24 protein-coding genes are annotated in these 26563 nt (G+C 42.4%); 16 read left to right on the top strand and 8 right to left on the bottom strand.

The genetic code is table 11. From position 1 onward, the window contains the following. Positions 1-383: 383 nt before the first annotated feature. Positions 384-935, top strand: a complete 552-nt coding sequence (gene nudE / locus ACWPW6_RS00420) for an ADP compounds hydrolase NudE (protein ID WP_154621841.1) — start codon at positions 384-386, stop codon at positions 933-935. Between the two features lie 119 nt (positions 936-1054). On the opposite strand, the gene mrcA is transcribed toward nudE, so the two are convergent. Continuing rightward, a complete protein-coding gene (gene mrcA, locus ACWPW6_RS00415; RefSeq protein WP_163860473.1) occupies positions 1055-3586 on the bottom strand; it encodes a peptidoglycan glycosyltransferase/peptidoglycan DD-transpeptidase MrcA in 2532 nt (843 codons plus the stop codon). A 116-nt stretch (positions 3587-3702) separates the two neighbouring features. Between mrcA and pilM the strand changes: the two genes are divergently transcribed. The 12 genes from pilM (at position 3703) to ACWPW6_RS00355 (ending at position 14365) form a co-directional block, all read left to right on the top strand. Further along, a complete protein-coding gene (pilM, locus tag ACWPW6_RS00410; protein ID WP_196713939.1) occupies positions 3703-4545 on the top strand; it encodes a pilus assembly protein PilM in 843 nt (280 codons plus the stop codon). Further along, on the top strand, positions 4532-5071 hold the full coding sequence (locus ACWPW6_RS00405) for a PilN domain-containing protein (protein ID WP_249999578.1): 540 nt from the start codon (positions 4532-4534) through the stop codon (positions 5069-5071). The genes pilM and ACWPW6_RS00405 overlap by 14 nt, the downstream gene beginning before the upstream one ends. Then, entirely contained in the window at positions 5064-5612 is a 549-nt protein-coding gene (locus tag ACWPW6_RS00400; RefSeq protein WP_154621845.1) for a hypothetical protein, read from the top strand. The genes ACWPW6_RS00405 and ACWPW6_RS00400 overlap by 8 nt, the downstream gene beginning before the upstream one ends. Next, the gene (locus ACWPW6_RS00395; protein ID WP_249999576.1) at positions 5605-6645 is read left to right on the top strand and encodes a secretin N-terminal domain-containing protein; all 1041 of its coding nucleotides are present in this window, start codon (positions 5605-5607) and stop codon (positions 6643-6645) included. Before ACWPW6_RS00400 ends, ACWPW6_RS00395 begins: the two co-directional genes overlap by 8 nt. Before the next feature lie 503 nt (positions 6646-7148). Continuing rightward, complete coding sequence (gene aroK / locus ACWPW6_RS00390) at positions 7149-7670, top strand: shikimate kinase AroK (protein ID WP_154621847.1); 522 nt, start codon at positions 7149-7151, stop codon at positions 7668-7670. Positions 7671-7704: 34 nt separating this feature from the next. Then, positions 7705-8793 (top strand): 3-dehydroquinate synthase, encoded by a 1089-nt coding sequence (gene aroB / locus ACWPW6_RS00385; protein WP_154621848.1) that lies wholly within the window; start codon positions 7705-7707, stop codon positions 8791-8793. 327 nt (positions 8794-9120) lie between these two features. Further along, positions 9121-10029 carry an SPOR domain-containing protein gene (locus ACWPW6_RS00380; RefSeq protein ID WP_196713941.1) on the top strand — a complete coding sequence of 303 codons (909 nt, stop codon included), beginning with the start codon at positions 9121-9123 and terminating at the stop codon, positions 10027-10029. A gap of 80 nt (positions 10030-10109) precedes the next feature. Then, positions 10110-10994 (top strand): adenine-specific DNA-methyltransferase, encoded by an 885-nt coding sequence (gene dam, locus ACWPW6_RS00375; RefSeq protein ID WP_154621850.1) that lies wholly within the window; start codon positions 10110-10112, stop codon positions 10992-10994. A gap of 34 nt (positions 10995-11028) precedes the next feature. Next, positions 11029-11703 carry a ribulose-phosphate 3-epimerase gene (gene rpe / locus ACWPW6_RS00370; RefSeq protein ID WP_154621851.1) on the top strand — a complete coding sequence of 225 codons (675 nt, stop codon included), beginning with the start codon at positions 11029-11031 and terminating at the stop codon, positions 11701-11703. Continuing rightward, entirely contained in the window at positions 11700-12392 is a 693-nt protein-coding gene (locus tag ACWPW6_RS00365) for a phosphoglycolate phosphatase (protein WP_247046852.1), read from the top strand. Before rpe ends, ACWPW6_RS00365 begins: the two co-directional genes overlap by 4 nt. Before the next feature lie 19 nt (positions 12393-12411). Then, positions 12412-13455 carry a tryptophan--tRNA ligase gene (gene trpS / locus ACWPW6_RS00360; RefSeq protein WP_154621853.1) on the top strand — a complete coding sequence of 348 codons (1044 nt, stop codon included), beginning with the start codon at positions 12412-12414 and terminating at the stop codon, positions 13453-13455. A gap of 172 nt (positions 13456-13627) precedes the next feature. Further along, a complete protein-coding gene (locus ACWPW6_RS00355) occupies positions 13628-14365 on the top strand; it encodes a 3-oxoacyl-ACP reductase family protein (protein WP_154621854.1) in 738 nt (245 codons plus the stop codon). 57 nt (positions 14366-14422) lie between these two features. Here ACWPW6_RS00355 and ACWPW6_RS00350 read toward each other — a convergent pair whose 3' ends face one another. From ACWPW6_RS00350 to ACWPW6_RS00340, 3 genes are all read right to left on the bottom strand, one after another. Beyond that, a complete protein-coding gene (locus ACWPW6_RS00350; protein WP_375097489.1) occupies positions 14423-15604 on the bottom strand; it encodes a lactate oxidase in 1182 nt (393 codons plus the stop codon). A 48-nt stretch (positions 15605-15652) separates the two neighbouring features. Then, complete coding sequence (locus tag ACWPW6_RS00345; protein WP_247046851.1) at positions 15653-16219, bottom strand: YceI family protein; 567 nt, start codon at positions 16217-16219, stop codon at positions 15653-15655. Positions 16220-16315: 96 nt separating this feature from the next. After that, complete coding sequence (locus tag ACWPW6_RS00340) at positions 16316-16993, bottom strand: hydrolase (RefSeq protein ID WP_004916074.1); 678 nt, start codon at positions 16991-16993, stop codon at positions 16316-16318. 266 nt (positions 16994-17259) lie between these two features. Here ACWPW6_RS00340 and ACWPW6_RS00335 point away from each other — a divergent pair, with 266 nt between their 5' ends. After that, complete coding sequence (locus ACWPW6_RS00335; protein WP_154621857.1) at positions 17260-18129, top strand: pirin family protein; 870 nt, start codon at positions 17260-17262, stop codon at positions 18127-18129. A 56-nt stretch (positions 18130-18185) separates the two neighbouring features. Here the strand turns inward: ACWPW6_RS00335 and ACWPW6_RS00330 are convergent, their stop codons facing one another. Continuing rightward, on the bottom strand, positions 18186-19097 hold the full coding sequence (locus ACWPW6_RS00330) for a LysR substrate-binding domain-containing protein (protein ID WP_196713946.1): 912 nt from the start codon (positions 19095-19097) through the stop codon (positions 18186-18188). 186 nt (positions 19098-19283) lie between these two features. Between ACWPW6_RS00330 and ACWPW6_RS00325 the strand changes: the two genes are divergently transcribed. Together ACWPW6_RS00325 and ACWPW6_RS00320 are read left to right on the top strand one after the other, a co-directional pair. After that, positions 19284-20966 (top strand): ABC transporter ATP-binding protein, encoded by a 1683-nt coding sequence (locus ACWPW6_RS00325; RefSeq protein ID WP_196713947.1) that lies wholly within the window; start codon positions 19284-19286, stop codon positions 20964-20966. Beyond that, entirely contained in the window at positions 20963-22594 is a 1632-nt protein-coding gene (locus ACWPW6_RS00320; RefSeq protein WP_249999574.1) for an ATP-binding cassette domain-containing protein, read from the top strand. Before ACWPW6_RS00325 ends, ACWPW6_RS00320 begins: the two co-directional genes overlap by 4 nt. Before the next feature lie 5 nt (positions 22595-22599). Here ACWPW6_RS00320 and yiiM read toward each other — a convergent pair whose 3' ends face one another. The 3 genes from yiiM to ACWPW6_RS00305 form a co-directional block, all read right to left on the bottom strand. Further along, positions 22600-23280 (bottom strand): 6-hydroxyaminopurine reductase, encoded by a 681-nt coding sequence (gene yiiM / locus ACWPW6_RS00315; RefSeq protein ID WP_154621861.1) that lies wholly within the window; start codon positions 23278-23280, stop codon positions 22600-22602. A gap of 67 nt (positions 23281-23347) precedes the next feature. Beyond that, a complete protein-coding gene (locus ACWPW6_RS00310; RefSeq protein ID WP_249999572.1) occupies positions 23348-24817 on the bottom strand; it encodes a DnaJ domain-containing protein in 1470 nt (489 codons plus the stop codon). Beyond that, on the bottom strand, positions 24817-26514 hold the full coding sequence (locus ACWPW6_RS00305) for an Hsp70 family protein (RefSeq protein WP_154621867.1): 1698 nt from the start codon (positions 26512-26514) through the stop codon (positions 24817-24819). Before ACWPW6_RS00305 ends, ACWPW6_RS00310 begins: the two co-directional genes overlap by 1 nt. Positions 26515-26563: the final 49 nt, after the last annotated feature.

The raw sequence follows: 26563 nt of genomic DNA, 5'->3' as shown, positions 1-26563 counted from the left end.
CTGCCGCTATATAAGCCAATTCCTATTCTCTTTTTAATTTTTATGTTAATTTACAATATGTTGTAATTAAAAATTTTTATTTATTAATCTGTGCTATTTTTATACGCTGATATATACATAAAATAATTCAATCTGTATGTTGGCACACGCCCAACTCACACTATTTGATATAGGAACTTAGGTGACTTGAACCTTTGAGCACTGTACTCTATTTACCACACCAGTCCTATAACTTGAAGCGTGTTGGCTATACTAACAGCATTTTATCAACCCGATAATCTCTATTAATTTTTTTTGATATAAGCCATAGTTAATAACCGTGTAAAAGCGATGTTTCATCAATCGCCTATTTTTTTATTCATTCACCCTATTCGAGAACCATTATGACAGAGCTTAAAAAGCCAAAAATTTTGAATATTCAGGATGTTGCTCATTCCAAATTATTCAGCATCCAATCTGTTGACCTCGAGTTTAGCAACGGTGAAAAACGTATCTATGAAAGAATGCGCCCTGGAAAACGTGAAGCTGTTCTCATCGTTCCTCTCATAAATGACAGCTTAATCTTAATCCGAGAGTATGCCGTCGGTATTGAAGATTACGAGCTAGGGTTCCCTAAAGGCGCTATCGATCCGGGCGAAACACCAATTGAAGCTGCACAACGCGAGCTAAAAGAAGAAATTGGTTTCGGTGCAAACCAGATCACACAAGTTGCCAAGCTCACCATGTCGCCATCTTACTTTTCGAGTAAGATGAATATACTTATCGCGAGTGACCTGTATAACGAAAAGCTGGAAGGTGATGAACCAGAACCTTTACAACAAGTTAGATGGCCAATTGCCCGCATGATGGAGTTGCTTGAGCATCCGGACTTCAATGAAGCCCGTAATATCAGCGCACTATTTTACCTTGAACGCTTCTTAAAAAATCGTAGCTAGCGTCACATCGAACTTTAAATAATCGCCTAAAAATAAATAGGAAAATCAATATAACGATTTTCCTATTTAACGATCATTTTATAACCACCTCTTCACCGATTACAAGGTGAAGCAGCACATTAGAACAACTCTTGGCTTTCACCACTCTCTTCAATAATGGTGGTACCGACTTCCTGAATGGCATGCTCTTTCGGCTCAGTTCCCTCAATAAAGTACTCTTTACGAGAACTACCTAGCTTACCTGTGCGGCTATCGATAGACACCGCAATAATCCCTTTCGGTGGTTTCATCATCGTAACAGGAACGCCTTCTAAGATAGATTTCATGAAATCATCCCATATTGGCTGAGCGCTCTTCGCACCAGCCTCACCGCCACTGATAGCTGTACGGCCTAAAGTACGTTTGTTATCGTCAAAACCAATCCAAGCTGACGCAACAACATCGGGGCCATAACCAGAGAACCACGCATCTTTCGAGCTGTTTGTCGTTCCTGTTTTGCCACCAATATCACGACGCCCACCTAAATCTCTTGCTGCGCGCCAACCCGTACCTAACCAACCGGGTTCCCCGTAAATGTTGGTCATCATCGCATCCCTAATTAAGAAAGCTAACGGCGTACTAATCACATGAGGTGCATACTGATTTTCAGTCGTGGCTTCTTCAGGGCTCGCTGCTGGTACATCCATTGTTGGCTCTTGTGCCGCAAGTTTATCATCCGATTGAGTGACTTCTTCAGTAGACTCATCATCAATACCTTTAAGTGCTATCGTCCGCTCAGTATTGCCATACACAACTGGAATATCCGTACAATCAGGGCAGGCTATTCTTGGTTTCGCTTCAAAAAGTACCTCACCCTCTGCATTCTCAATTTTTTGAATATAGTAAGGATCGATCAGATAGCCACCATTCACCATCACCGCATAGCCTCGCACCATCTGCATTGGCGTAAATGAAGGTGCACCTAGCGCTAAGGCTTCAGTTCGATTGATATTCTCGGCAGGGAAGCCAAAGCGTGTCAGATAATCGGCCGCATAGTCAACGCCCATGGCTCTCATAGCGCGCACCATCACTACGTTCTTCGACTCACCTAACCCTTGTCTTAAGCGAATAGGGCCTGCATAACGCGGCGGTGAATTTTTAGGTCGCCAGTCTGAGCCTGCCCCTGCATCCCAACGGCTGATAGGCACATCATTTAACAGTGAGGCCAGCGTTAAACCTTTATCCATTGCAGCTGTATATAAGAAAGGCTTTATATTTGAACCAACTTGGCGCAATGACTGAGTAACACGGTTAAATTCACTCATGTTAAAGTCAAAGCCTCCCACCAATGCAATGATGGCACCGTTATTTGGATTTAGCGCAACAAAAGCCCCATTTACCTCAGGAACTTGCCCCAACCACCAAATATCCTTCACCTTACGGATCCAAATTTGCTCACCCGCGTTGATCACAGAGTTAACTTTGCTGGGTGTTCCGCCTTGCTGAGTATCTGAAATAAACTTACGAGCCCAACGCACTCCTGCCAGCGTGATGGTTTCTGTTGACCCGTCCGCCAATTGTACCGTGGCTTCACTGGCCGTAGAGGAAAGCACAACAGCCGGTAATAGTGGGCCATAAACAGGGGATTTTTTAAGTTTTTCGATGATTTGTTCTGTCGACCAAGCTGGCTCTCCTGCTGTCCACAACACTTCAGCGGGCCCGCGATAACCATGACGAACATCATAATCAATTAAATTATTTCGTACCGCATCAGTGGCTGCGAGTTGGTCTTTACGTATAACCGTTGTGTAGACCTTGTAACCGTCAGTATACGCATCTTCACCATGTTGCTCATACAATGTCTGACGCGCCATTTCAGCGAGGTAAGGCGCTGAGAAATCGATTTTGGGTGCGTGATAAGATGCCTCAATTGGCTCACTTTTTGCCTGTTCATATTCTGCTTGGGTGATGTATTTCTCTTCTAACATACGCCCCAGAACGACGTTACGACGGCTGATCGCTTTTTCATAAGAGAATAAAGGATTTGAAGTTGAAGGCGCCTTTGGTAAACCCGCAATCATCGCGATTTCACTCAGCGTCAACTCATTGACTGTTTTACCAAAATACACATAGGCTGCTGCGCCCACGCCATAAGCACGGTTACCAAGGTAAATTTTATTGAGATACAGCTCCATGATCTCATCCTTGGTAAATAACTGCTCGATTCTTACGGCCAGAAACGCTTCTTTTACCTTACGCATCAACGTTTTTTCTGGGCTTAAGTAAAAATTTCTAGCTAATTGCTGAGTGATGGTACTCGCCCCTTGAGAAGCATGACCCGATGATGCCATCACCGTAACCGCTCGGAAAATACCGACAGGGTCGATACCATGGTGTTCATAAAAACGGCTATCTTCCGTTGCAATAAAGGCATTGACCATGAGGGGAGGAATATCAGCTAATGGCAACGGAATACGGCGCTTCTCACCATATTGTGCAATTAATTCACCATCAGCACTGAAGACTTGCATCGGCGTTTGTAAGCGGATGTCTTTCATTGTTGCGACGTCAGGTAACTCATCTTCGACATATTTGTACATGCCAAAAATCGAAGCGGTTCCCAAAAAAATGCAACAAATAACAATAATAAAAAAATATTTTACGAACTTCACCGGATAATTCCCATACTCAACAGACAGGAGGGTTTAGATATAGCTGGCGCGTAGTATAAAGCTTATACAGCTCAATAGAAATCGTAATTTATTTGTTGATGATAAGGAAATTATCTATGTATTCACAAAAATGGAACATCGGCATCGACCTTTTTCAAACAACGATCCGGCTTGTTGCCGCAAAGCAAACCCGCAAACGCTGGTACTTATGTGAATGTTGGCAACAAAATATCCCGAACGAAATCAGCGGCCAATCTGAAAATGACAAACGTGATATCCTACAAGAAATTTTAATACAATGGCGTCGGAAATTACCTAAAAATTGTCATGTCTCAATCGCTTTTTCCTCCTTACGGACACTCAAACAGCAAGTTCCCCTACCTGAGCAAGTCACATTAAAGCAACCTGAGTTAGGTTGGTATCTACAAACCCGTGCTGAAAAACTTTTTCCGCTTAATTCAGAAGAGTTAGTTATCGACTATCGAGTGATTAACAACTGTGCTTATTTAAATGGTGTTCGTAAGTCTGAAATCATTTTTTGGCAAAACTTGTTGCATGAAAGTGGTTTCTTACTGGCCGCTATCGATGTTGCGCCTTGTGTTTTACGTTATATTGCGCGACATGCTGGGATACCGGATGAAAGCTGGCTATTACATTATCGGCAAGGGGAGTGGCTATGGTCAGGCCCTGTCAGTCAACCCGCGAGTTATAACCAAATTCAAGAGAATGAGCGTTCAACACTCTCACAAATGATTTCTCAACTCCAAGAAGAAAATACCGCGCTGAAGCTTCCTTTCTATTATATCGGTGATCACCACCAAGCTCAGACAATACAATCATGGAACTTATTACAGGCTTTCCATCATCATACCGCTAAAATCCCTCACCAGCTGGGGGAGTTTGTTATCGCAGCAGGGTTAGCACTACGCCATAAGGATAATGAACATGTATCAAGTTAATTTTTTACCTTGGCGACAACAAAAAATGGCAGCTAAAAAACGCTATTGTGTAGTGTTATGCCTCTTTCAAAGTTTTTTCGTCATCGTGTGCATGATTTATTTTGCAGCGCAACAGCAGTTGGAACTGCGACAACGACAAATCACTAAGACACAACTTACCCAGCAGGTCACACACAATCAGCACCATATTCAACTGGTTACAGAAAAACAAATACAGCTCACCAAGTGGCAACGCTATCAAGAGAGCTTAGCTCGACAAGCACAACGTAACTCATTAAGGCTAAGTATCTTGCATAAACTGCCAGAACTTACGCCACCCAAAAGCTGGTTAGCGTATTTTTCACTCACAGACAAACATTTCGAGATAGCGGCAAGGAGTTATGATCCTCATGATATTCACCAGTTAATCACGCGATTAGAAAACAGCCCATTACTACAAAAAATACAGCTCATAAAAATGGAGAGGTCAGAAAAAATTAATTACCTACATTTGAGCGCGAACTATTTGGAAGGTACAGATGAATGAGAGCACTTCAGCATTTTGGTATCGCCCGTTTTGGCAACAATCCATCCCTTTTTGGGCGGTAATGAGCCTAATCTTGCTGGCCTATTTTCAGTTTTATTGGCAAGAAATCGAATATCAACTGACCGAACTGAAAAATGAAACTCAGCACCTTGCCGTTCAGTCACAACAAAAGGAAAAAATACGGCGACAGCTTCCATCGCTACAACAACTTGACCAACAACTTATCGAACTAGAACAGAAATTTGCATTAGCGAAGCAAGATTCAGCACAATTTATCACCTATTTGCAGCAAATTGTCACTCACACCAATGTCGCACTTAAACGCTTACACCCATCAACAAATAGGGAGAATAATGAACAACGCTATTTCATTGAAGTTCAAGGTAATTACCCTGAAATCTATCATTTTATTGATAATCTTATATCAACGTTATCCCACCAAACAGGGGGAGTTTCTGAGGTAAACTTTCAGTCTAAAAACGGGCAATTAACCGCAATATTAACTATTACATTTATCAAGGATGATATTATTAATGAATAATAAATTGCTTTTTGTGGTCACCATTCTTTTGATTTCATTGAAGGTTACAGCACAAGAGATGCGCGACCCCTTTATCCCTCTCTTAAAAGAAGCGAATGGCAATGAAACGGTATTAATCTCAGCAAAAAGTACACCGCAAAAAATTGCGGCACCACTTGTCGAAAAAATTTTTACATTAAACTCGGTCAGTGCAGATACAGCCCTGCAACAGTTACAGCAGACGCACACCGCTTTATTATCAAATGAAGGCTTCGCAACCAGCCATTCTATTACTAATAGCTTAGTGATCAAAGACACGGCAATACGCCTAAAATTGATTGAAGACTGGCTAAAGCAATTAGATGTCCCTAAGCAACAAGTTCAAATCACGGCACATATCATCAGCAGTAGCCGAACAGCTCTGCAAGAACTCGGTTTAGAGTGGGGAATGCTGTCAGGAAGCCCTAATAATAAACGCTATCAACGTTATAACCGATATGATTCAACTCAGGGGCAATTCAACTTTAACCTACTGCGACTGGGTGAAGGTTTGTTAGAGCTAAAGCTGAACGCATTGGAAAAAGAAAATTTACTTTCTATTATTGCGAGTCCTCGTTTGATGGCATCACATAAGCATCCAGCGAGTATTCAGCAAGGCACAGAGATCCCCTATGTGACCAGTACTGAAAAGACAACTAACGTACAATTCAAAGATGCCGTTTTGGGAATGGAGGTCACCCCCACCCTTTCACGCGGTGATCAGGTTGAATTATTACTGAAAATTAGCCATAACTCGCCGGATACCGCCCTTACAACAAGTGAAAGCAACTATTTAGCGATCAACAAACAAGAAATCGCTACATCCGTCACGATCCGCAATAATGAAACACTCATACTTGGTGGGATTTTCCAACAGAAGCAAGAGAAAACAGAAACAGGTTTCCCTTTTTTATCAGACATCCCTCTTCTAGGAAAATTATTTACTAGTACGGGTAAACATATTGACCGTAGAATTCTTGTGGTTTTTATCACACCAAAGCTTATCAGTATCTAGATAAAAAAATAATATTGATACTTCAAGTAGTTGAACAAATATAAAGGAAATGTCAGTCGAGAAAATTATTTTTTATGCCATAAACCTGCCGGATAAATTTGACGCTGACGCCGTTTTAGCATACAAGGTTATCCATTGAGTGTTCTAACTATCCGTAGATTAAAGAACAAGCTATCAGCCGCTGATAAAATAGCCGCAATCAATTTGCTCTATAAATTAACAGGTCCGCTGTTTCTTTTATGCGGCGGTAATGCTGTTAAAACTCATTTTGAACAATACGTTAGGCAAAATAGACGGCGTAGCAAAAGAAACCAGTAACACAAGTGTGGCACTTTGTTCGCTCAGTGCCACATTTATATAGTTGCAATTCAGGTTGATGTATTGAGATAATTTTCTTATCTGATCTCACTTATCATTCATGAGGTTTCAGTTTAGGTCCCGTCGCTAATTCGATTGGCGGGGCGGGTTATCATTAACGAATAATCGTAGTAATACCAAAAAACATGGCAGAGAAACGCAATATCTTTCTGGTTGGACCGATGGGTGCCGGCAAAAGTACTATTGGTCGTCAATTGGCTCAACAGCTTAATATGGAGTTTTTTGACTCTGATCACGAGATTGAAAAACGTACAGGCGCAGATGTAAGCTGGGTCTTTGACCTAGAAGGCGAGGAAGGCTTCCGCGATCGCGAAGAAAAAATCATCAATGAGCTTACCGAAAAACAAGGCATCGTGCTCGCAACAGGTGGCGGTTCAGTAAAATCGAAAGAAACTCGCAATCGCCTATCCGCTCGTGGTGTTGTTGTGTATCTCGAAACCACTATCGAGAAGCAGTTGTCTCGAACTCAACGTGATAAAAAACGTCCACTATTACAGGTAGACGAACCTGCACGTGAGGTTCTCGAAAAACTGGCATCTGAACGCAACCCAATGTATGAAGAGATCGCTGATATCACTATTCATACTGATGAGCAAAGTGCCAAAGTTGTGGCGAGCCAAATCATCGAGCTGTTAGAAAAAAACTAACTTAACACCCGTAATGGCTACAAGGTAAAGCAAGATGGAAAAAATCACTGTTACGTTGGATGAACGTAGTTATCCAATCACTATTGCCCCTGGTCTTTACAACCAACCAGATGCTTTTTGGCCTCTTAAAGCAGGTCAACGAGCCATGGTCGTGACCAACGAAACACTTGCGCCCATCTATCTCGATAAAGTCACGCAAGCCCTTAAAGCAATAGGAGTAACAGTCGATTCCATCGTTCTACCTGATGGTGAACAATACAAATCGTTGTTCATTATGAACGATGTATTCACTGCATTACTTGAAAAACACCATAATCGCGATACCACCCTCATTGCTCTTGGTGGGGGAGTTATCGGTGACCTAACAGGTTTCGCTGCGGCAAGCTATCAGCGTGGTGTACGCTTTATTCAAGTCCCCACGACGTTACTGTCACAAGTTGACTCTTCCGTTGGTGGTAAGACTGCGGTTAACCATCCATTAGGTAAAAATATGATCGGGGCATTTTATCAACCCGCCTCTGTCATCATTGACCTTGATTGTTTAAAAACGCTACCAAAGAGAGAATTTGCCTCTGGTCTCGCCGAGGTCATCAAATATGGCATCATTCTTGATGGTGAATTTTTTAGCTGGTTAGAAGAAAATATCGATGCCTTGATGGCATTAGATAACCAAACAATGGCTTACTGCATTCGTCGTTGTTGTGAATTAAAAGCGCAAGTGGTCGCTGCTGATGAAAAAGAGACCAGCGGGTTAAGAGCATTACTTAACCTCGGTCATACTTTTGGCCACGCCATTGAAGCACATATGGGCTATGGTGTCTGGCTGCATGGTGAAGCCGTTGCTGCGGGTATGGTCATGGCAGCGAAAACAGCAGAACGCATAGGGACATTCACAGCGCAACAAACACAGCGCATCATTACGCTGTTAGAACGTGCACAATTACCCGTTACCGGCCCAGAGCAAATGCAACCCGATGACTATTTACCTCACATGCTAAGAGATAAAAAAGTCATGGGCGGAAAATTGCATTTGATCTTACCAACCACCATCGGACATGCAGAAATGCGTTCAGATGTTGAAACACAAGTCGTTCAAGATGCAATATCTTCCTGTTTACCCTAAAACCTGAATCGCCTTTGAGCAATTATCAACCAGAAGCATTTTAAAACCAGCCAGATAACCTGAGGTTTTAAAATGTTTCTGGCAGATATGTCTTAAAGTCGTTAAATTATACGCTATGTCTAAAGTTTCAGGTTACAACATTCACTTAAACACTTAGACTTTTAGACATGTCATGTCCATGTCGTATTTATCGTATGCAAACGATATGGCAAGTATAAAACTATCCTTTGCAACATTGCGGGTATACACTATTTACTCGTTAAGAGGCCGTAATGAAAAGAGAAATTTTATCTCGATCACAAGGCAATTTTTATTCGGGAGGGCAAAATGGACGAATTTAAACCAGATAATCAGCCTCAAGCACAGAATGATCTGCGGCCTGATGCATCCGACCGTCCAACTGGTCGTAGCCGCCCATCACCAGCAGCAAAACCCAAATTAACACTATCACGTCAGCATATCATGATCGGTGTTGGTGTTTTAGTTTTGTTATTACTGATTATCGCCATTAGCTCAGCCTTAAAGGCGCCAACGGAGCATGAAAGACAGCAAGCGACGACGTCCTCATCGAATGAGCGTAACATCGATTTATCAGGTTCCTCGTCGCTCAGTGCTAATCAGGGTCAACAAGGACAAACACAAGAAATTAATGTCCCCTCTGTGAACCCAACCCCAACACAGGGTACTCAGCAGCAACCACAAAATGGTTATGGTGAACGAATTGAGATCCCAGGTGATGTTGCCGATGCTTTGAATCAAGGACAAACACTTAATCAAGGCGCCCAAAATACACCTGCACAGAATATCGCACCACCACCAGTGGTTCAGACGCCACCTGCATCAAAACCACAAACTACGCCGGTGAAACCTGAGAAACCACAGACAAAACCTGTAGAAACCAAACAACCTGTTCAGACTAAGCAGCCAGCAAAAACCACAACAGCAAATAACGCTCAAAGTGGTAATTTAATGTCTGCTCCAGCAGGTAACTATACATTACAGTTAAGCAGTGCAAGCCGCTCAGATACATTAGAAGCTTTCGCTAAACAACATAAACTCAATAACTATAAAGTTTATAAAACAATCCGTAATGGGCAAACTTGGTATGTTCTGATCCACGGAAACTATCGTTCTGTTAATGAAGCTAAAAGCGCTATTGCGACTTTACCAGCAGAAGTTCAAGCGAAAAAACCATGGGTTAGAAATATGAAGCAAGTTCAACAGGATCAAAAATAACAACGTTTTATCGCGGGCGCATTATGCTGTCCTGACAGAGTTCCTAATACGACTCTAAACGTTTGTAATAATAAGACGGCATGAAAAAAACACGCGCTTTTTTGAAATGGGCTGGCGGTAAATACCCTCTAGTGGAAGATATTAAAAAACATCTTCCACAGGGTGATTGCTTGATCGAGCCCTTTGTAGGGGCAGGCTCTGTTTTTCTAAACACCAGCTATGACGCTTATGTCCTAGCGGATATCAACAGTGACCTAATTAATCTCTACAATACGGTAAAATACCGGACTGACTCTTTTATCGGGGAAGTTCGTCAGATCTTTACGCCTGAATTTAATACTGCTGAGCAGTACTATCTGAAGCGTGAAGAATTTAACCAATCTACAGATCCTATCAAACGTAGTGTATTATTTTTATATCTGAATCGTCATTGCTACAATGGTCTATGCCGTTACAATTCACGTGGTGAATTTAACGTTCCATTTGGCCGTTATAAAAAGCCTTACTTTCCAGAAGAAGAGCTACTGTGGTTTGCCGAAAAGGCTCAAAAAGCCACCTTTGTCACTCAACACTACGAAAGTACACTCTTGTCGGCACCATCAGGTTCCGTGGTTTACTGTGACCCACCGTATGCCCCATTGTCTGAAACGGCAAACTTTACGGCATACCACACCAATGCATTCAGTGCGCAAGAACAACAAAATCTTGCTCGCCTAGCGCATTATTTGTCTTCAGATCGCAAAATTCCGGTTCTGATTTCAAATCATGACACGCCAGCAACCAGAGAGTGGTATCATCAGGCTAAATTACATATAGTCAAAGTGCGTCGAACAATCAGTCGAAACATACTTAATCGTAATAAAGTCAATGAACTATTGGCATTATATAATGAAGAACCCGCACTAAAATTGCCAAAAAAAACGGATAAGACAAGCACCAAACGCCTTTCGTCCGGCGTGGAATGACTCTCGGGTAACATTTAAATAATCGGAGACAATAATGAAAGATTTTCTCATTGCCCCATCTATTTTATCTGCAGATTTTGCCCGTTTAGGCGAAGATACCGCAAAAGTACTGGCAGCTGGTGCAGATATTGTGCACTTTGATGTTATGGATAACCACTATGTTCCTAACCTCACTTTCGGCGCACCGATTTGTAAAGCTCTGCGTGATTACGGTATCACCGCTCCGATTGATGTTCACTTGATGGTTAAACCTGTCGACAGAATTATTCCTGATTTTGCCAAAGCTGGCGCAAACCACATCAGTTTTCATGTGGAAGCCAGTGAGCACGTCGATAGAACACTGCAACTGATTAAAGAGCACGGTTGTACCGCGGGTTTGGTTTTCAACCCAGCAACACCATTGAGCCACCTAGAGTATGTGATGGATAAAGTAGACATGATCCTACTCATGTCGGTAAACCCAGGATTTGGTGGCCAATCTTTTATCCCTCATACACTAACTAAATTGCGCCAAGTCCGTAAAATGATTGATGAAAGCGGTTATGATATTCGCTTGGAAATCGATGGTGGCGTGAAAATTGATAATATTGCCGAAATTGCTGCTGCGGGTGCCGACACCTTTGTTGCAGGCTCTGCAATTTTTGGTCAACCCGATTACAAAGCCGTCATTGATCAAATGCGTAAGGAATTACAAAAGGTATCTCAATGACACAACCGCGTTTAGAAAATATCAAAGCCATCGCGTTTGATTTAGATGGTACTCTCGTTGACAGCGCTGCTGGGCTGTCAGAAGCGTTAGACCGCGCCCTAGAAGAACAAGGCTTTCCACCCGCTGGAAAAGAGCGTGTTTCAATTTGGGTAGGTAACGGCGCTGACATCATGATTGACCGCGCCTTAACCTGGGCGGGAGCAACGATAACTCCCAAGCTCCACAGCACCACTCGCGAAAGCTTCGATAAATTCTATGCAACTTCTGTCACAACAGGCAGCGAGTTATTTCCTGAAGTCAAAGCAACACTGGAAAAACTCGCTCAGCACGGCTTACCGATGGCTATTGTGACCAATAAACCAACCCCATTTATCGCCCCTTTACTGAAGAAGTTAGCCATTGATAGCTATTTTTCTCTGGTTCTTGGCGGTGATGATGTGAAAGAAAAAAAACCACACCCAGCTCCACTGTACCTGACCATGGGCAAGCTGGGTTTACGTAAAGAGGAATTGCTTTTTGTCGGTGATTCCCGTAATGATATTATTGCCGCAAAAAGCGCACAATGCCCTAGCGTTGGCTTAACTTATGGTTATAACTACGGTGAATCCATCGCACTGAGCGAACCTGACTGTGTATTAACACACTTTTCAGATATCCTGCCTACTATCGGTTTATCTGACACAAAATAATTAAAGGATATAACAAGCAATGAGTGAACCCACTGAAAAACAAAAGCAAACCCAAAAACCTATCGTATTCAGCGGCGCGCAGCCTTCCGGTGAATTGACCATCGGTAACTACATGGGTGCGCTACGTCAGTGGGTACAAATGCAAGATGATTACGACTGCATCTATTGTATCGTTGACCAACATGCCATTACAGTACGCCAAGATCCAGACGAGCTCCGTAAAAGAACACTCGATACATTAGCACTCTATCTTGCTTGCGGCATCGACCATCAAAAAAGCACTATTTTTGTCCAATCTCATGTTCCACAACATGCACAACTCAGCTGGGCACTGAACTGCTACACCTATTTCGGCGAATTAAGCCGTATGACTCAGTTTAAAGACAAATCAGCGCGCCATTCAGAGAACATCAACGCGGGTCTGTTTGATTACCCAGTATTAATGGTGGCCGATATCCTGCTATATCAAACCAACAAGGTTCCTGTTGGGATTGACCAAAAACAGCATCTTGAATTGAGCCGCGATGTCGCTCAGCGTTTTAACGCGATTTATGGTGATATCTTCACTGTTCCAGATCCGTTTATTCCAACAGGTGGCGGCGCTCGAGTAATGGCATTACAAGATCCAACGAAGAAAATGTCTAAGTCGGATGAAAACCGCAATAACCTGATCGCTCTACTCGAAGATCCAAAAGGTGCTGCGAAGAAAATTAAGCGCGCAATGACCGATTCAGAAGAGCCACCTCGTGTTATTTATGATATCGAAAATAAACCTGGGGTCTCAAACCTGCTAGATATTCTGTCAGGCATTACAGGTAAAAGTATTCCTGAACTTGAAGCTGAATTTGCCGGCCAGATGTACGGTCATCTAAAAGGTGCGGTTGCTGAAGCGGTAGCAGGTATGTTGACAACCCTGCAAGAGCGTTACCACCACTTCCGTAATGATGAAGCTTTGCTCAACAAAATTATGGATGAAGGTGCAACCAAAGCAGCAGCACGTGCCCAAGAAACATTGGATAAAGTGTATCAAGCGATTGGTTTTGTAAAACGCCCTCAACTGTAATAAAAATATGCCCTTGCCTTTTCTAAGGTAAGGGCTTTTCATTTAAGCATTCATTCTCCCCTTCACCTTCAATTATTTTCAATAACTTCATCGATTTATCACTCTGGTGTCTTGCTGCTTTTCTCAGTCAAATACCTCATTCATGAATATGTGATTACGTTAAGGTGAGTCTATGTTATTCAAAAATAAATCTGCTTTTGTTCAAGGTGGGTCGAGAGGTATCGGTGCTGCTATCGTCAAACAATTTGCTCAAGCGGGTGCCAGTGTCGCTTTTACCTACGCCTCTTCTGCTGATAAAGCTGAAGCTTTAATGGCCGAGATTGAACACTTTTCAGGTAATGTGTTGGCAATCAAAGCAAATAGTGCTCATGAAAAAGAAATAAAAGCCGCCATCACACAAGCTGCCAGCACTTTTGGTAGCCTTGATATCTTAGTTAACAACGTTGGTATTTTAGAACTCGGCACGTTGGATAGTTTGTCATTAGAAGCGTTCGATCGTTCCTATTATCTCAATGTTCGTAGCCTGTTTATTGCTAGCCAAGCAGCATTAGAAGTGATGAATAATAATGGGCGTATCATTCATATTGGTAGCATTAACGCACAAAGGATGCCCTTTGAAGGCGGTAGTGCTTATGCAATGAGTAAAGCAGCTATCGTAGGACTGACTAAAGGGATGGCGCGTGATGTCGCTAGTCGAGGTATTACTGTGAATAATATCCAGCCAGGTCCTGTCAACACAGACATGAATCCCGAACAAGGGGAGTTTGCAGAGAGTCTAAAACAGATCATGGCGTTAAAACGTTATGCCAGCGCCGACGAAATCGCAAGTTTTGTCACCTATTTAGCCAGCCCAGCTGCGGCTTATATCACGGGGGCAAACTTAAATATTGATGGTGGATTTAGCATCTAATGGTCTTCACTGTATAAAAAGACGGGGGTTATCTCCCGTCTTGTTACTTAATGAATTTTATTGAAAATCTTTATCGGTATAAAGCGTCGTTGCTTTTACACTTTCAATATTTTTCGTACCACCCAACATCATATTAATGGATAACTCTTTATTCAGTTGCTGAATAACGGAATTCACCCCTTCTGCACCGCCTAAATTTAACCCATATAAAATTGGGCGACCAATCGCGACAACATCAGCACCACTTGCTAACGCTTTAAACACATGGGAACCACGGCGAACACCACTATCAAAAACGATAGGAACACGTTTGTTTACCACTTTTGCAATGGAAGGTAGAACATCAAAAGAAGCAGGGCCACTATCTAGTTGTCGTCCACCATGATTGGATACCCAAATCGCATCTGCCCCCGCCTTAATCACTCTATCTGCATCTTCAGGTGACTGGATCCCTTTCACTATAACAGGTAAGCCAGATAGTTTTTTCACATAAGCAATATCTGCTGGCGTAAAGGCTTGTTTCGCTTGAGCATAAATTTCGCTGATCCCTGCCCCTTTACCTGTTTTCGAACCATCATCATTTTGTTTAGCAAACAGCTCTAAGTTGGCAAAGCCAAGTGGAAATTGGAAGTTATTGCGAATATCATCTTCGCGATACCCACCAACAGGCGAATCCACCGTTAAAATAATCGCTTTGGCACCACTCTCTTTCGCACGTTTCAAGGTAAATTCATTAAACGCATTATTCTTGCTCATATAAAGTTGGAAGAAAAAGGGGCTTTCTCCTGAAACTTCGGCGACTTCTTCAATAGTTTTATTACCATAAGTACTTAGTGAAAAAATTGACCCTGCTTGCGCCATCCCTCTGGCAGTCGCAATTTCACCATCTTGATGAGCTAAACCTTGAGCGGCCATCGGGGCTTGGATAATCGGCGTTTTTAAATCAATTCCTAAAAATTGGGTTGATAAGTCAATATCTTTGATTTCAATACCTTGCATTACTCTTGGCATGATATACTTTCTATCAAAGCTACGGGTATTTTTATCCAGATTCAGCTCATCTTCCGCACCACCTCGAATATAGCCAAAAGCCCCTTTTTCCATGTTTTTTGCAACTTGGTCTTCTAACTCATCTAAGTTGATAATTTTAATCGGGCCTTCTTTAATACTCGCTTGATAATCCACAGCTTGTGCAGCGCCAACGGATAAAGCCAAAGCCACTATCGCCGATGACATCATCGCGATGGGATGTTTTTTTACTCTCTGTAACATACTCCACCTTCCAATTTATTGTTTGATGGCTTCCGCTTGTATTTTTATCACCACCTCTTTTGCCATTCCCTCTTTTGCAAGAAAATCGACTCCCCATTTTGTACGGTCAATGGTCGTTTCAAAATCACCACCACAAACATCTGCTTTAAAAATAGGACTGAAATAACAACCAAATTTGGTGGTTTTCAATTGAACGGGATGAGACTGTCCTTTCATGGTTAAAATGCCATCAATCGAAACCGGTTTATTATCCGCAAAGTTCCATCTAGTTGATTTAAACTCGATGGTTGGGTATTTCTCTACTTCTAACATATCAGCGCTCTTAATATGGTTATCAAACGCTGTTAGACCGGTATTTAATGTCTCCGTTGGAATTTTGACATTAATGCTTCCCATGTTTTTTTCTGGGGAATAGCTCATATCACCACTAATGTTGTAGAAACCACCACTATTCGTGGATGTATTAAAGTGATCAATATAAAAAATGGCTTTAGTATGGGTTGGATCTAACTGATAATTTGCTGCCTGAGCAGTGCCTACGACAAATAGTGAAGCCAGTAATGGCAATACACATTTTTTCATTGAGTACATCCTAATTATTCGTTTTATTTGAATTAATAAAGATAGGTAGCCTCTACTTTCGTAAAGGCTACTGAGCATTCGAGTGAGAAACTCGGCTTAGCGTTCTGAATCTAATTGTTCATTGTTTTTCAAAACGTCTTGAGCTTTCATATAGCTTTCAATGAGCAATTGATATGCAGGAAAAATTTGCGTGTAAGCTTGTGCCCATTCTGCCGCATCTTCGCGATTCCACGTTTTCTGAATTTCAGATGCAACTGCGGCTGTATCCATAGGGACAACACCAGCTTGAACCATGCGTGCTAAAGTAATTTCTTGTGCCATTTTGCTATAAGTACCAGATGCATCAATGACGACAAACACTTGGTAACCATCTGCCACTGCACTAATCGCTGGGAAAGCCATGCAAACACTGGTTATCGTGCCCGCGATAATCAGCTGTTTTTTACCCGTTGCTTTTACTGCTTCAACAAATTCAGGGTTATCCCATGCGTTAATTTCACCGCGACGAGCAATATATTGTGCGTGCGGCGCATTTTGGTGAATTTCAGGGATCAGAGGGCCATTAGGACCTTGTGGGACAGAAGCTGTTGTGATGACAGGCATTTTTGCTAATGAGGCTATTTTTGCAAGAACAGCAGCGCGTGCACGCAGCTCTGTCATTGGCATATCACCAACGGTTTGGAATAAACCGCTTTGGTGATCTATCAATAACATCACTGCATCATCTGGATTAATAACAGGACGCTGCCCATTGAAGTTTGCTGGATTACTCATAATGAAACCTCTTAATCAATAAAATAATGAAATGCTTTTAAACGAGAAATAGAACAATCACTGCCCCGCTCTCTTGTTATTTACATTAATTCATCGGTTTTTTGTTGAGTAGTCCGGTTTTTAGTAAACACTGTTCTAAAAATAGGATAATAAAAGTCTGATTTATTGTTCTAATAATGAAACAATGAAACCTACTTTTACCACTACTGATCACGAAATCGTGCCCCTATGATAAATACATCAGAATCTATTTTAGGAGTATGACCATGAAAAAGATCATTGGTATTTATAACGCACCGCGCAGCCATTGGGTTGGAGATGGCTTCCCCGTTCGTTCATTGTTTAGCTATAACAATCACGGGAAATATCTCAACCCATTTCTTTTACTTGATAGAGCAGGACCTTTTACATTTCCAAGTTCAGATGCTGAAAACCGTGGTGTTGGAGAACATCCACACAAGGGTTTCGAAACGGTGACTATCGTCTATGATGGTGAGGTTGCACATCATGACTCGACAGGTGAAGGGGGAGTGATTGGTCCTGGAGACGTACAGTGGATGACAGCGGCATCTGGTATTTTGCACCAAGAGTACCAATCCGATGACTTTATGAAAAATGGGGGCACCCTAGATATGGTGCAGCTGTGGGTCAATTTACCGGCTAAAGATAAATTGGCGACCCCAGGATACCAGCTGTTAAAAAGTAGCCATATTCCCAATATTGTTTTACCTAATGATGCCGGTATCTTACGTGTTATTGCCGGTGATTATTTAGGGAATCAAGGTTCTGCTCGCACGTTTACTCCTCTGGATGTTTGGGATTTGACGCTGAAAAAAGGCAAAACCTTCGGACTACAAACCAAAACAGGCCGTCATGTTGGCCTAGTCATGTTGCATGGTTCACTCATTATTGATGGCCACACAAGTTTAAACGAAGGGGAGCTAATTATCCTCGATGATAGTGATAGCAATATTATCATGGAAGCCACTGAAGAAGCGGTGGTGCTCTTCTTAAGCGGTGAACCTATTGATGAGCCGGTTGTTGGCTATGGTCCATTTGTGATGAATAGCGATAAAGAGATCATTGAAGCAGTTAATGACTTTAATAATGGTAAATTTGGGCGTATACATCAATAACGTTTATCACTCCCCAATGGCATCACTATTGGGGAGTTCTTTTTTACCATAATGAATTATGACGATTTCACCGTTGGTGAAATATTCTCAGCCAAATAATTTAATAACAGTTGAACAGATGGCAATAAACCTTTTCTTGATGGATAAACTGCATGAATAATATCTTCAGGAAAACGCCATTCAGGTAAGATCTCAATCAATGCTCCTGAACTTAGGTCTTTTTCCACCACGCCATAAGGCAATCGAGCAATACCAATTCCCTTTAATGCGGCTTTATACAAGGTCAAAATATCTGTTGTCGCTAATTTGGGAATAAAATGCTGCGTGAAGCTTAAATCATCACTGTTTTTCAGAGTCATCGTATAATTTTGCGAATGCTCGGAATTTGCCAATATTGGATAATTCACTAACTCTTCGGGTTGTTGCAGAGGCTCTTCTCCCTTAAATAACAACGGGCTAGCAACCAAAATACGTCGTGAATAACCGAGTACTTTCATCATTAAACCTGAATCATCTAATGGCAACGAACGCACACGCAGCGCGACATCTAGTCCTTCACTGATCACATCAACTGGTCGATTAACCGCTAAGATCTGTACATCGATATCCGGATACTTCACCATAAAATCAACTAATAGATCTTGCAGATACACTTGTAGTAAGGCCACAGGACAAGACAACTTAATGATCCCTTTTGGGTCGGTTTGGACAGAGCAAATCAGCTCCTCAGCGATTTTCGCTTCATCGACCACATTTTTACATTGCTGATAAAAGGTTTGGCCGATTTCAGTCACATGGAACTGACGAGTGGAACGGTAAATTAAGGAAACATTGAGTTTTTTCTCAAGCTCAGCAATACGGCGGCTAAGCTTGGATTTTGGGATACCCAATGCGAGGCCTGCTTGAGAGAATCCACCGTGTTCTATCACTTTGACATAATAATAGAGGTCATTTAAATCATACCGCATTGCCATTCCCTTTTTATTCCAGTCCTAGTTATCTTACTGAAAAACGCGAATAAGTCTGCTGAATTTAATCACGTTTTCTTCTCGATAAAGCCCGTTATCCAAACAAATAGTCTCGGCATCGAAACAACTCATCACCTGTTAAACAAAGAAATCCATTAAAGTAGCGAATTAGCAATGGAGGTTTCTATGTACCGCGCACTTTGGGCATTGCTACGCCCTTATCGTTTCACTCTAACATTTGCTCTCATTTTACAGGCCATCGCAGGTATTAGCTCCCTGATCCCTTGGCTTGCAATTAGCCAAGTTGCCTTATCCCCTGTTGAACAAAGAAATACTTGGGTCATTATCGCATTGATTAGTGGGATTTTATGGCTCGTTTGTCAAACAGTTGCCTTATACCTAACCCATCAAACGGATAACCAATTATGCTATCAATTGAGGCTAAAAATACTGGATAAACTTCATCGACTTCCTTTAAGTGAATTCGTGTATTCAGGCAAAGAAGGGATCCAAAAAATGGTGGATCGCGATGTGCGCTTGCTTCATCAACTCACCGCCCACGCGCCAGCCGATTCGGCTCAATTGTTGGTGGTTCCAATAACAGCAACACTGGTCTTATTATGGACCAATTGGGCATTAATGATTTTCTGCCTACTTCCTTTAATCATCACCATTTACCTGTTCCGCCAGCTACGCTCACCACGTTATCAATCGCTATTCACAGCTCGTAACCAAACGATGGGGGATTTATATGCTCAATATGCGGAGTTTGCCGACAACCCATTACTTGCCAGGCAGTATCCAAACCGCGCCATTCAACGGGCGGTGACACAAACGCTTTCCGCCTTTCTAATAGCTTTTAACCACTGGGTCAACAAAATCGGTGCATTCAGTTCGCTAACCCAAATAGGCATGAGCACCACATTACTGACGTTATGGGTGATTATTGGCGCGTTTGTCGTGCCGACATCGGTATCACTGCCGCAAATGGTGTTATTTATTCTTTTGATGCATAGCATTACTGCGCCAATTGCAGCCATGGGTCATGGTGCCGATGCCCTCAACCATGCGGTCGCAGCTTCAGAGCGTATTCGCCATTTTCTTGAGCAACCAGACATGCAGTATGGTGATAAATCACTGCAAGGAGTGCCTTGTTCCATCTATATTCACGATGTTGATTATTGTGTACAGAATAAAACGTTACTCTCTAACCTTAACTTGACCATTCAGCCGGGTCAGCTTATCGCTATTGTAGGTGCATCGGGAGCAGGGAAAAGTACACTTTTACAATTGATGGCGCGATTCCTCGACCCAACTCGTGGCGAATTATACTTTGATACAACGCCTCTCCCTCAATTCTCATTAGCGGGGTTAAACCAGCAAGTATCTATCGTGATGCAAAATACTCAACCGATGCCGTATTCGCTCAAAGAAAATCTACAGTTATTTGCGCCCGATGCAACAGACGTAGAAATCACTGACTACCTTGAAAAATTAAATCTGCTAACGCGGTTTCAGCAATTACCAAAGGGGCTAGACAGTTTAGTTGGTCATGATATCACCTTATCAGGCGGTGAAGCTCAACGTTTAGCCATTGCTCGTGTGCTGCTCTCTAAAGCCCCTATTCTGTTGTTTGATGAGCCAACATCGGCATTAGATCCGCAAAATGCCGAACTCTTTTTCCAGCTATTAAGCCAAGACCCGCGTACTCGCATCTTGATCACTCATGATCTGGCCTCCTTATGTCATGCAGATACGGTGATCTTATTGGAAGAAGGGCAAATTATTGCTCAAGGCACACATCAACAACTCTCTGAACATACTCCCCAATATCAACAGCTACTACATGCATTGGAGGAAACAGCATGATCCGTATGTTCTTAAATACCGTCCGCAGTGCGCTATTATGGATGGTATTCGCTGCTATCTTAGACGGTATTAGCGGACTGCTACTCGTTCCTGTGATCATCAATTGGGGATCCGGTGATATCCATGCGCTGGTTTGGCTTTTGGTCAGTAGCTTAGCTTCATTAACCGTTGTTTTTATCGCCACTCAGAAAGGCTACCTTGCGGGTGGCATCGTTATGCGCTCGCTTACCTCTGCTTTAATACGCCATCTACCTGTCTCATTAAAACCAATTCCGAGTGCAACAAGTTTAGTTTCAGGGCCAGTCTCCCATGCAATGTCCATCCCTGCCCACTTATTACATCCTATCATTAGCGGAATTGTTACCCCTTTGACCGTGATCTTGGGGGCATGGATTCTGAATTTTTGGCTAGGGGGCATCCTGTTAATGATCGGCTTTATGCTATTCATTGTTTTACGTTTTTCTGCCAAACAGGTGTCATTCTCTGAAAAGCAAGTATCTGTCTCACAGCAGAATGTCATTGATAAATTAGATCACTTTGCCACACACCAACCGTTGTTTCGTAGAGCAGGTATCAGCCAACAGCAACAACAGAGTCTAGAACTGAGTTTGGCTCAGCAATATCAGACACAAAAAGAACTTCAGCGTCGTAGCTTGCCTTTTCATTTACTGTTTTCATTCGCTATTCAAGTATCCTTTATCGGTTTATTCGCATTATGCTTATTGGCTGTCAATCATGGAACACTCACACTCTCTATGTGGTTAGCTGCCATGTTGTTATTAGCACGTTTTATTGAGCCACTCTGGTTGCTTTCCCATTTAGACCAAGCCTTACGCCAAGCTAAAAAATCCCTCAATCAGATTGCTCAAGCATTGGAAACACCTGAGCTTCATTTTGTGCGTTCATCACCAATACCAACTGACAATAGCGTGAGTTGTCATGCCTTGTCTCAGCGCACAGCGGAGGGTAAAACGCGATTAAAGCCGCTAGATTTAACGTTAAAAGCCAATACATTTACGGCTATTGTAGGGGCATCTGGTGCAGGAAAAAGTACTTTGTTGCATCTTTTGGCGCGCTTGCAAGACCCTTCACAAGGCGAAGTCCGGTATGGTAATCAAAATATAGCGCTACTATCACAAGAAGCACTTTGTCGTAAGCGAGGAATATTATTTCAAGATAACCGATTATTTAAAGGCAGCTTACGACAAAATTTAGCGGTTCATTCAGACGAGATTGATGACACATCAATGATTGCGATGCTTCAACAACTCAATATCGATGCAGACCACGCTTTACTCGATGCGGATGTCGGTGCAGGAGGACAACGATTCTCTGGTGGGCAACGACAGCGTTTATGCATTGCGAGGCTACTATTAAGTCGTCCTGATATTATTTTGATGGATGAGCCAACCGCCAGCCTTGATTACATCAATACGGCTTCTGTGATTGAGCAGCTACTCAGAGCCAAACAACAGACACGTATTGTGGTCACTCACCAACCGATGCTAGCCAGCCAAGCGGATCATATTGTTGTGATGGCTTCTGGTGAAATCATTGACCAAGGAACACACGCGGAATTATTCGCCCGTGAGCCTTGGTATCAACAATTTATCGGCGGCCACCTCTAAGCATATTAGCCACGCTTGCCAAATAAGCGATGGCTAAATGCCTCAATTCGACGATGCTCAAGCCTATTTTGCATCGTCAGACTCCAACTTGCAGACAACCCTGCGGCGCCAAGCAAACGCTGATATAGCTCTTCATCAAAGGGAGCATGAAAAGCGATCATAATCGCTTCTTGAACAGAAACATCGCTGTTACGACTTAAGAGCGTTATTGGTGTTGCGGTACTGATTGATCCCGTTTTTATCACTCGGTACAACCAACCACAACGACCATTTTCTTGCATTCTTTGAGCAAAATTTTCAACGCCGGTAAGACCGTTAAGCTTGTAACATGGCGATCGAGGTTGCGTCACTTGAATACGAGCATCACCCCAAGCATAAATATCGCCAATAAAGACATTCTCTTCCGTCATTCCTTGGGTTGAAATATTTTCACCAAACGCTGGCGGAGTGAAAAGAGACTCTAGCTCAGGGTAAGCATTAGTCCAAAATGGGTAGTGCTCTGCCGGATAATGACATAGTGCGCGATCAGGGCCACCATGAAAGCGTTTTTCAGCTTGCTCATCCCCCTCAAGCCCTAATTGCCCCAAGGATAACAAACCATCCACTTGACGCTTATGGATAGCACTCTGACCACACTCTCGTGTCGCTTTGACTTCGCCAATATAGACTTGAGGATGAATTTGCATCGATATCACACCTTAATAATGGCTTTAAATTCAGTAGAACAACAATTATTAGGCGAGATATAGGCTGTTACCCTACCTTGAAAAACTCAGTATAGAACGCCAATATCTCAAACATTGTTTTATAACAAATAATATAGAGAACCACTAACCAAACCAATGAAAACCATGAAAACTTAAACCACTGTAGCAGTGACCATGGGCTAACCAATAGACGATACATCATCATACTTGGTCTGCGTAAAGCGGGCTGATCTCTCGGCCATGCATACCATAAAAGCCCCATAAGGATAAAAATGACCATGGCTTGCGCACCTTGTGCAGGCCCTATATTTAAACCAACTATCAATTCGCGAGCAATACCAAAGAAGGTGATAACAAAGATGGCTAGCACCCCCAAGCTAATCAAAAAGTCACTCATGAGGAAGAGAGTAAATCCCTTTTTTGATCTCGCATGAAACCAAAACATAATATAATCACTAAAAAATAAGTAATATATCATGACCACAGTGACTGCGAGCGTGATGCCTACACTCACGTCGGGTTTAGCGCCTATCACATTTAATAGTAGCCCCCAAAATACACATAAAAAGATACCACGCCAATTGAGCGCTATTCGCCGTTGTTTAATAAATGATAATACCGCGGGATTAAACTTTTCTTTTAACTCAGGATACTCATTCGTCAGCTGAGACACCTGCTGCTCTATCTGCGGAATGAGCTCGGGTATCAAACGGACTTTAAAAGAGACTTTCTCACTTTGACTCGTCAGTATACGCATGGATTCGGCAACCACATAATCGCCATGAACAGCATCAACCTGACACTGTTTCCATGCCCGAGCCACCTCGGTTTGGCGTAGCTGTTCAGTTAATGCGTTTTGAATATAAAACGGAATAATTTGCTCTGAGTTATATTCATCCAGCCGCCAGCCTAATAGAGACGAAACATGTTCCACAATGGCTTCGGTTAAACCTTCTTGCGCTGATAATGCCCATGCAAAATCTTGATGAAATCGCTGCTGTGTTTGCAAACTGCCTTTTTGAGAGACATTTTCCCACAATTCGACTAATTCACGTTTTGCGGCTTTTTCATCAATAATAAACAGCTTCGCAAGCCAATCAATTAACTCTTGGGTATAAGGTATTTCAACAACAGGTAATTCATTGACCGATGGTTGATCGTCATCTAACAATCTATCTGAAAATGGATAAGTCATCCGAATTTCAGGCTGTTCTAGCAGTTGTTGTTCATCATCATTAACGGCGTCTTCATTAACTGATTCTTGATATAAGAGGCTTTCTAAATGAGGCACATCAACGTCTATATTCGCCTGCTCTTTCGCATATTCATCAGCGATAGATTCATCATCAATAGCGTAAGCGGCATATCTTTTTGCCTCCTCAAAAGCTTCACGTAATTGTTGATACTCTTCAGGGTGGCTATCGGGTCGATATTTCTTTACCTGCCGTGCATAAGCACGACGAATTTCCTTTTCATCGTTTGTTTGCTCAATCCCCAATGTTTGCCAAATACTCATTAATGCGAGTCTCCCTCATAACGACTCAAAAATTGTTCCACTTGCTGACGAATAGCGGCGATACGGCGTAAATCTTGGCTATCAAGAGCCCTTTCAAACTCCGTCGTTACTTGATCCATCCAATAACGATCTTCACCCAGCAAAAATTCATACAACCGAGCACAGCGTGACAATAGTATGCGATTCTCTTTTCTATCTCGTGGGTGCTGTTTTAAATCTGCGATTTTTAATAAGCTTTGTTCGATTTGTTGTTCACTCATTTGCCCCGGCACTTTCTCTATCAATAACCGAAATACCTCGGGGTTACCTTGATAACGACACTCAACTTCGAGTAATCCATCAACGGTATAGGTAAATCGGACATCAATATCCACTTCTCCGGCAGGCTTCTGAGGGATATCAATCGTCATTTCACCCAAAAAGACGTTATCTTGGACACGACGCGCTTCCCCTTGATAAATCTTTAATAGAATAATTTTTTGGTTATCTTCAACCGTGCTAACGGTTTGCATCTTGCTCACAGGTAAGAAGGTATTTCGCTCAATTAAAGGTAAAAAATAACCTGACTCATAATAGGCTCCATTTCTTTTTGACGTTTCAATACCCAAAGAAAATGGCATCACATCGGTTAAAATAACATCATCAAGAGCGGTATCAGCCATCACCATACCTGCTTGAACTCCCGCCCCCAACGCAACTGCTTCATCAGGATTGAGGTCATGACGAGGAAAACGACCAAATAGACGAGCGACAGTTTGTCGGATCAGAGGCATGCGGGTTGCACCTCCCACGAGCAAAATATCATCGAGGTCATTAAGGGTGAAACGTGAATCATGCAAGGCTTGTAAGATAGGTTGCTGTAAACGAGTTAATAATGACTGACAACATGTCGTTAGCATTTGCTCCGTCATCGTCCAATGCCAATCTTGTTCATTCCAACGTAAAGAGACGGAGGCTTCTCCGCCTTTGCTCAGCGCTATTTTTAATGCTTCGGCTTGTTCAAGTAAGGGAGCGCGTATCTCAGCTTGGACTTCTTTAAGGGCGGGATGCTGTTTTAACATCCATTGATAAATTTCTTCACTGAAATCATCTCCGCCTAGTCGAACATCACCACTACTCGCACAGACTTCAATCACACCTTCAAACATATCAATGATTGAAACATCAAACGTGCCACCACCGAGGTCAAATGTGAGATATTTATGTTCTTTATTTTCAAGAAGACCAAAAGCAAGGGATGCCGCAGTAGGCTCATTCAATAACCTTAAAACATTGAGCCCAGCCAATTGTCCTGCTGTTTTCACTGCACGTCGTTGCACATCATTAAAATAGGCAGGAACCGTAATCACCGCATCCTTAACGGCATAGCCAAGCCAGGCTTCAACATCTTCTTTTAATTGACGTAGCAATAATGCAGAGAGCTCTTCGGCTCGAAAAGTTTGAGTGCCTAGTGATAATTCCGCGTTAGTGCCCATAAAGCGTTTAAAACTGGCTTGAGTGAGATGGGGATGGCTTTGCAAACGTTTCTGAGCTGATTTACCGACCAATATCTGTTCATTATCATCAAGGCCGATAACTGACGGAGTCAAAACATCGCCTTGCTTATTCGGTATTAAAACGGCTCTTCCCTCAATCCACAAACTGACAGCACTATTACTAGTACCAAGGTCGATTCCCATTACCATATCATTCGCCATTTCATTTCCTTTATGTTCTTTATTTATCATTATCCGCCATTCACTTTAT

The organism is Providencia sp. Marseille-Q8014, assembly GCF_965112055.1.
Note: the sequence above shows the minus strand (reverse complement) of the source record. Positions and strands in the feature narration are given on the sequence as shown.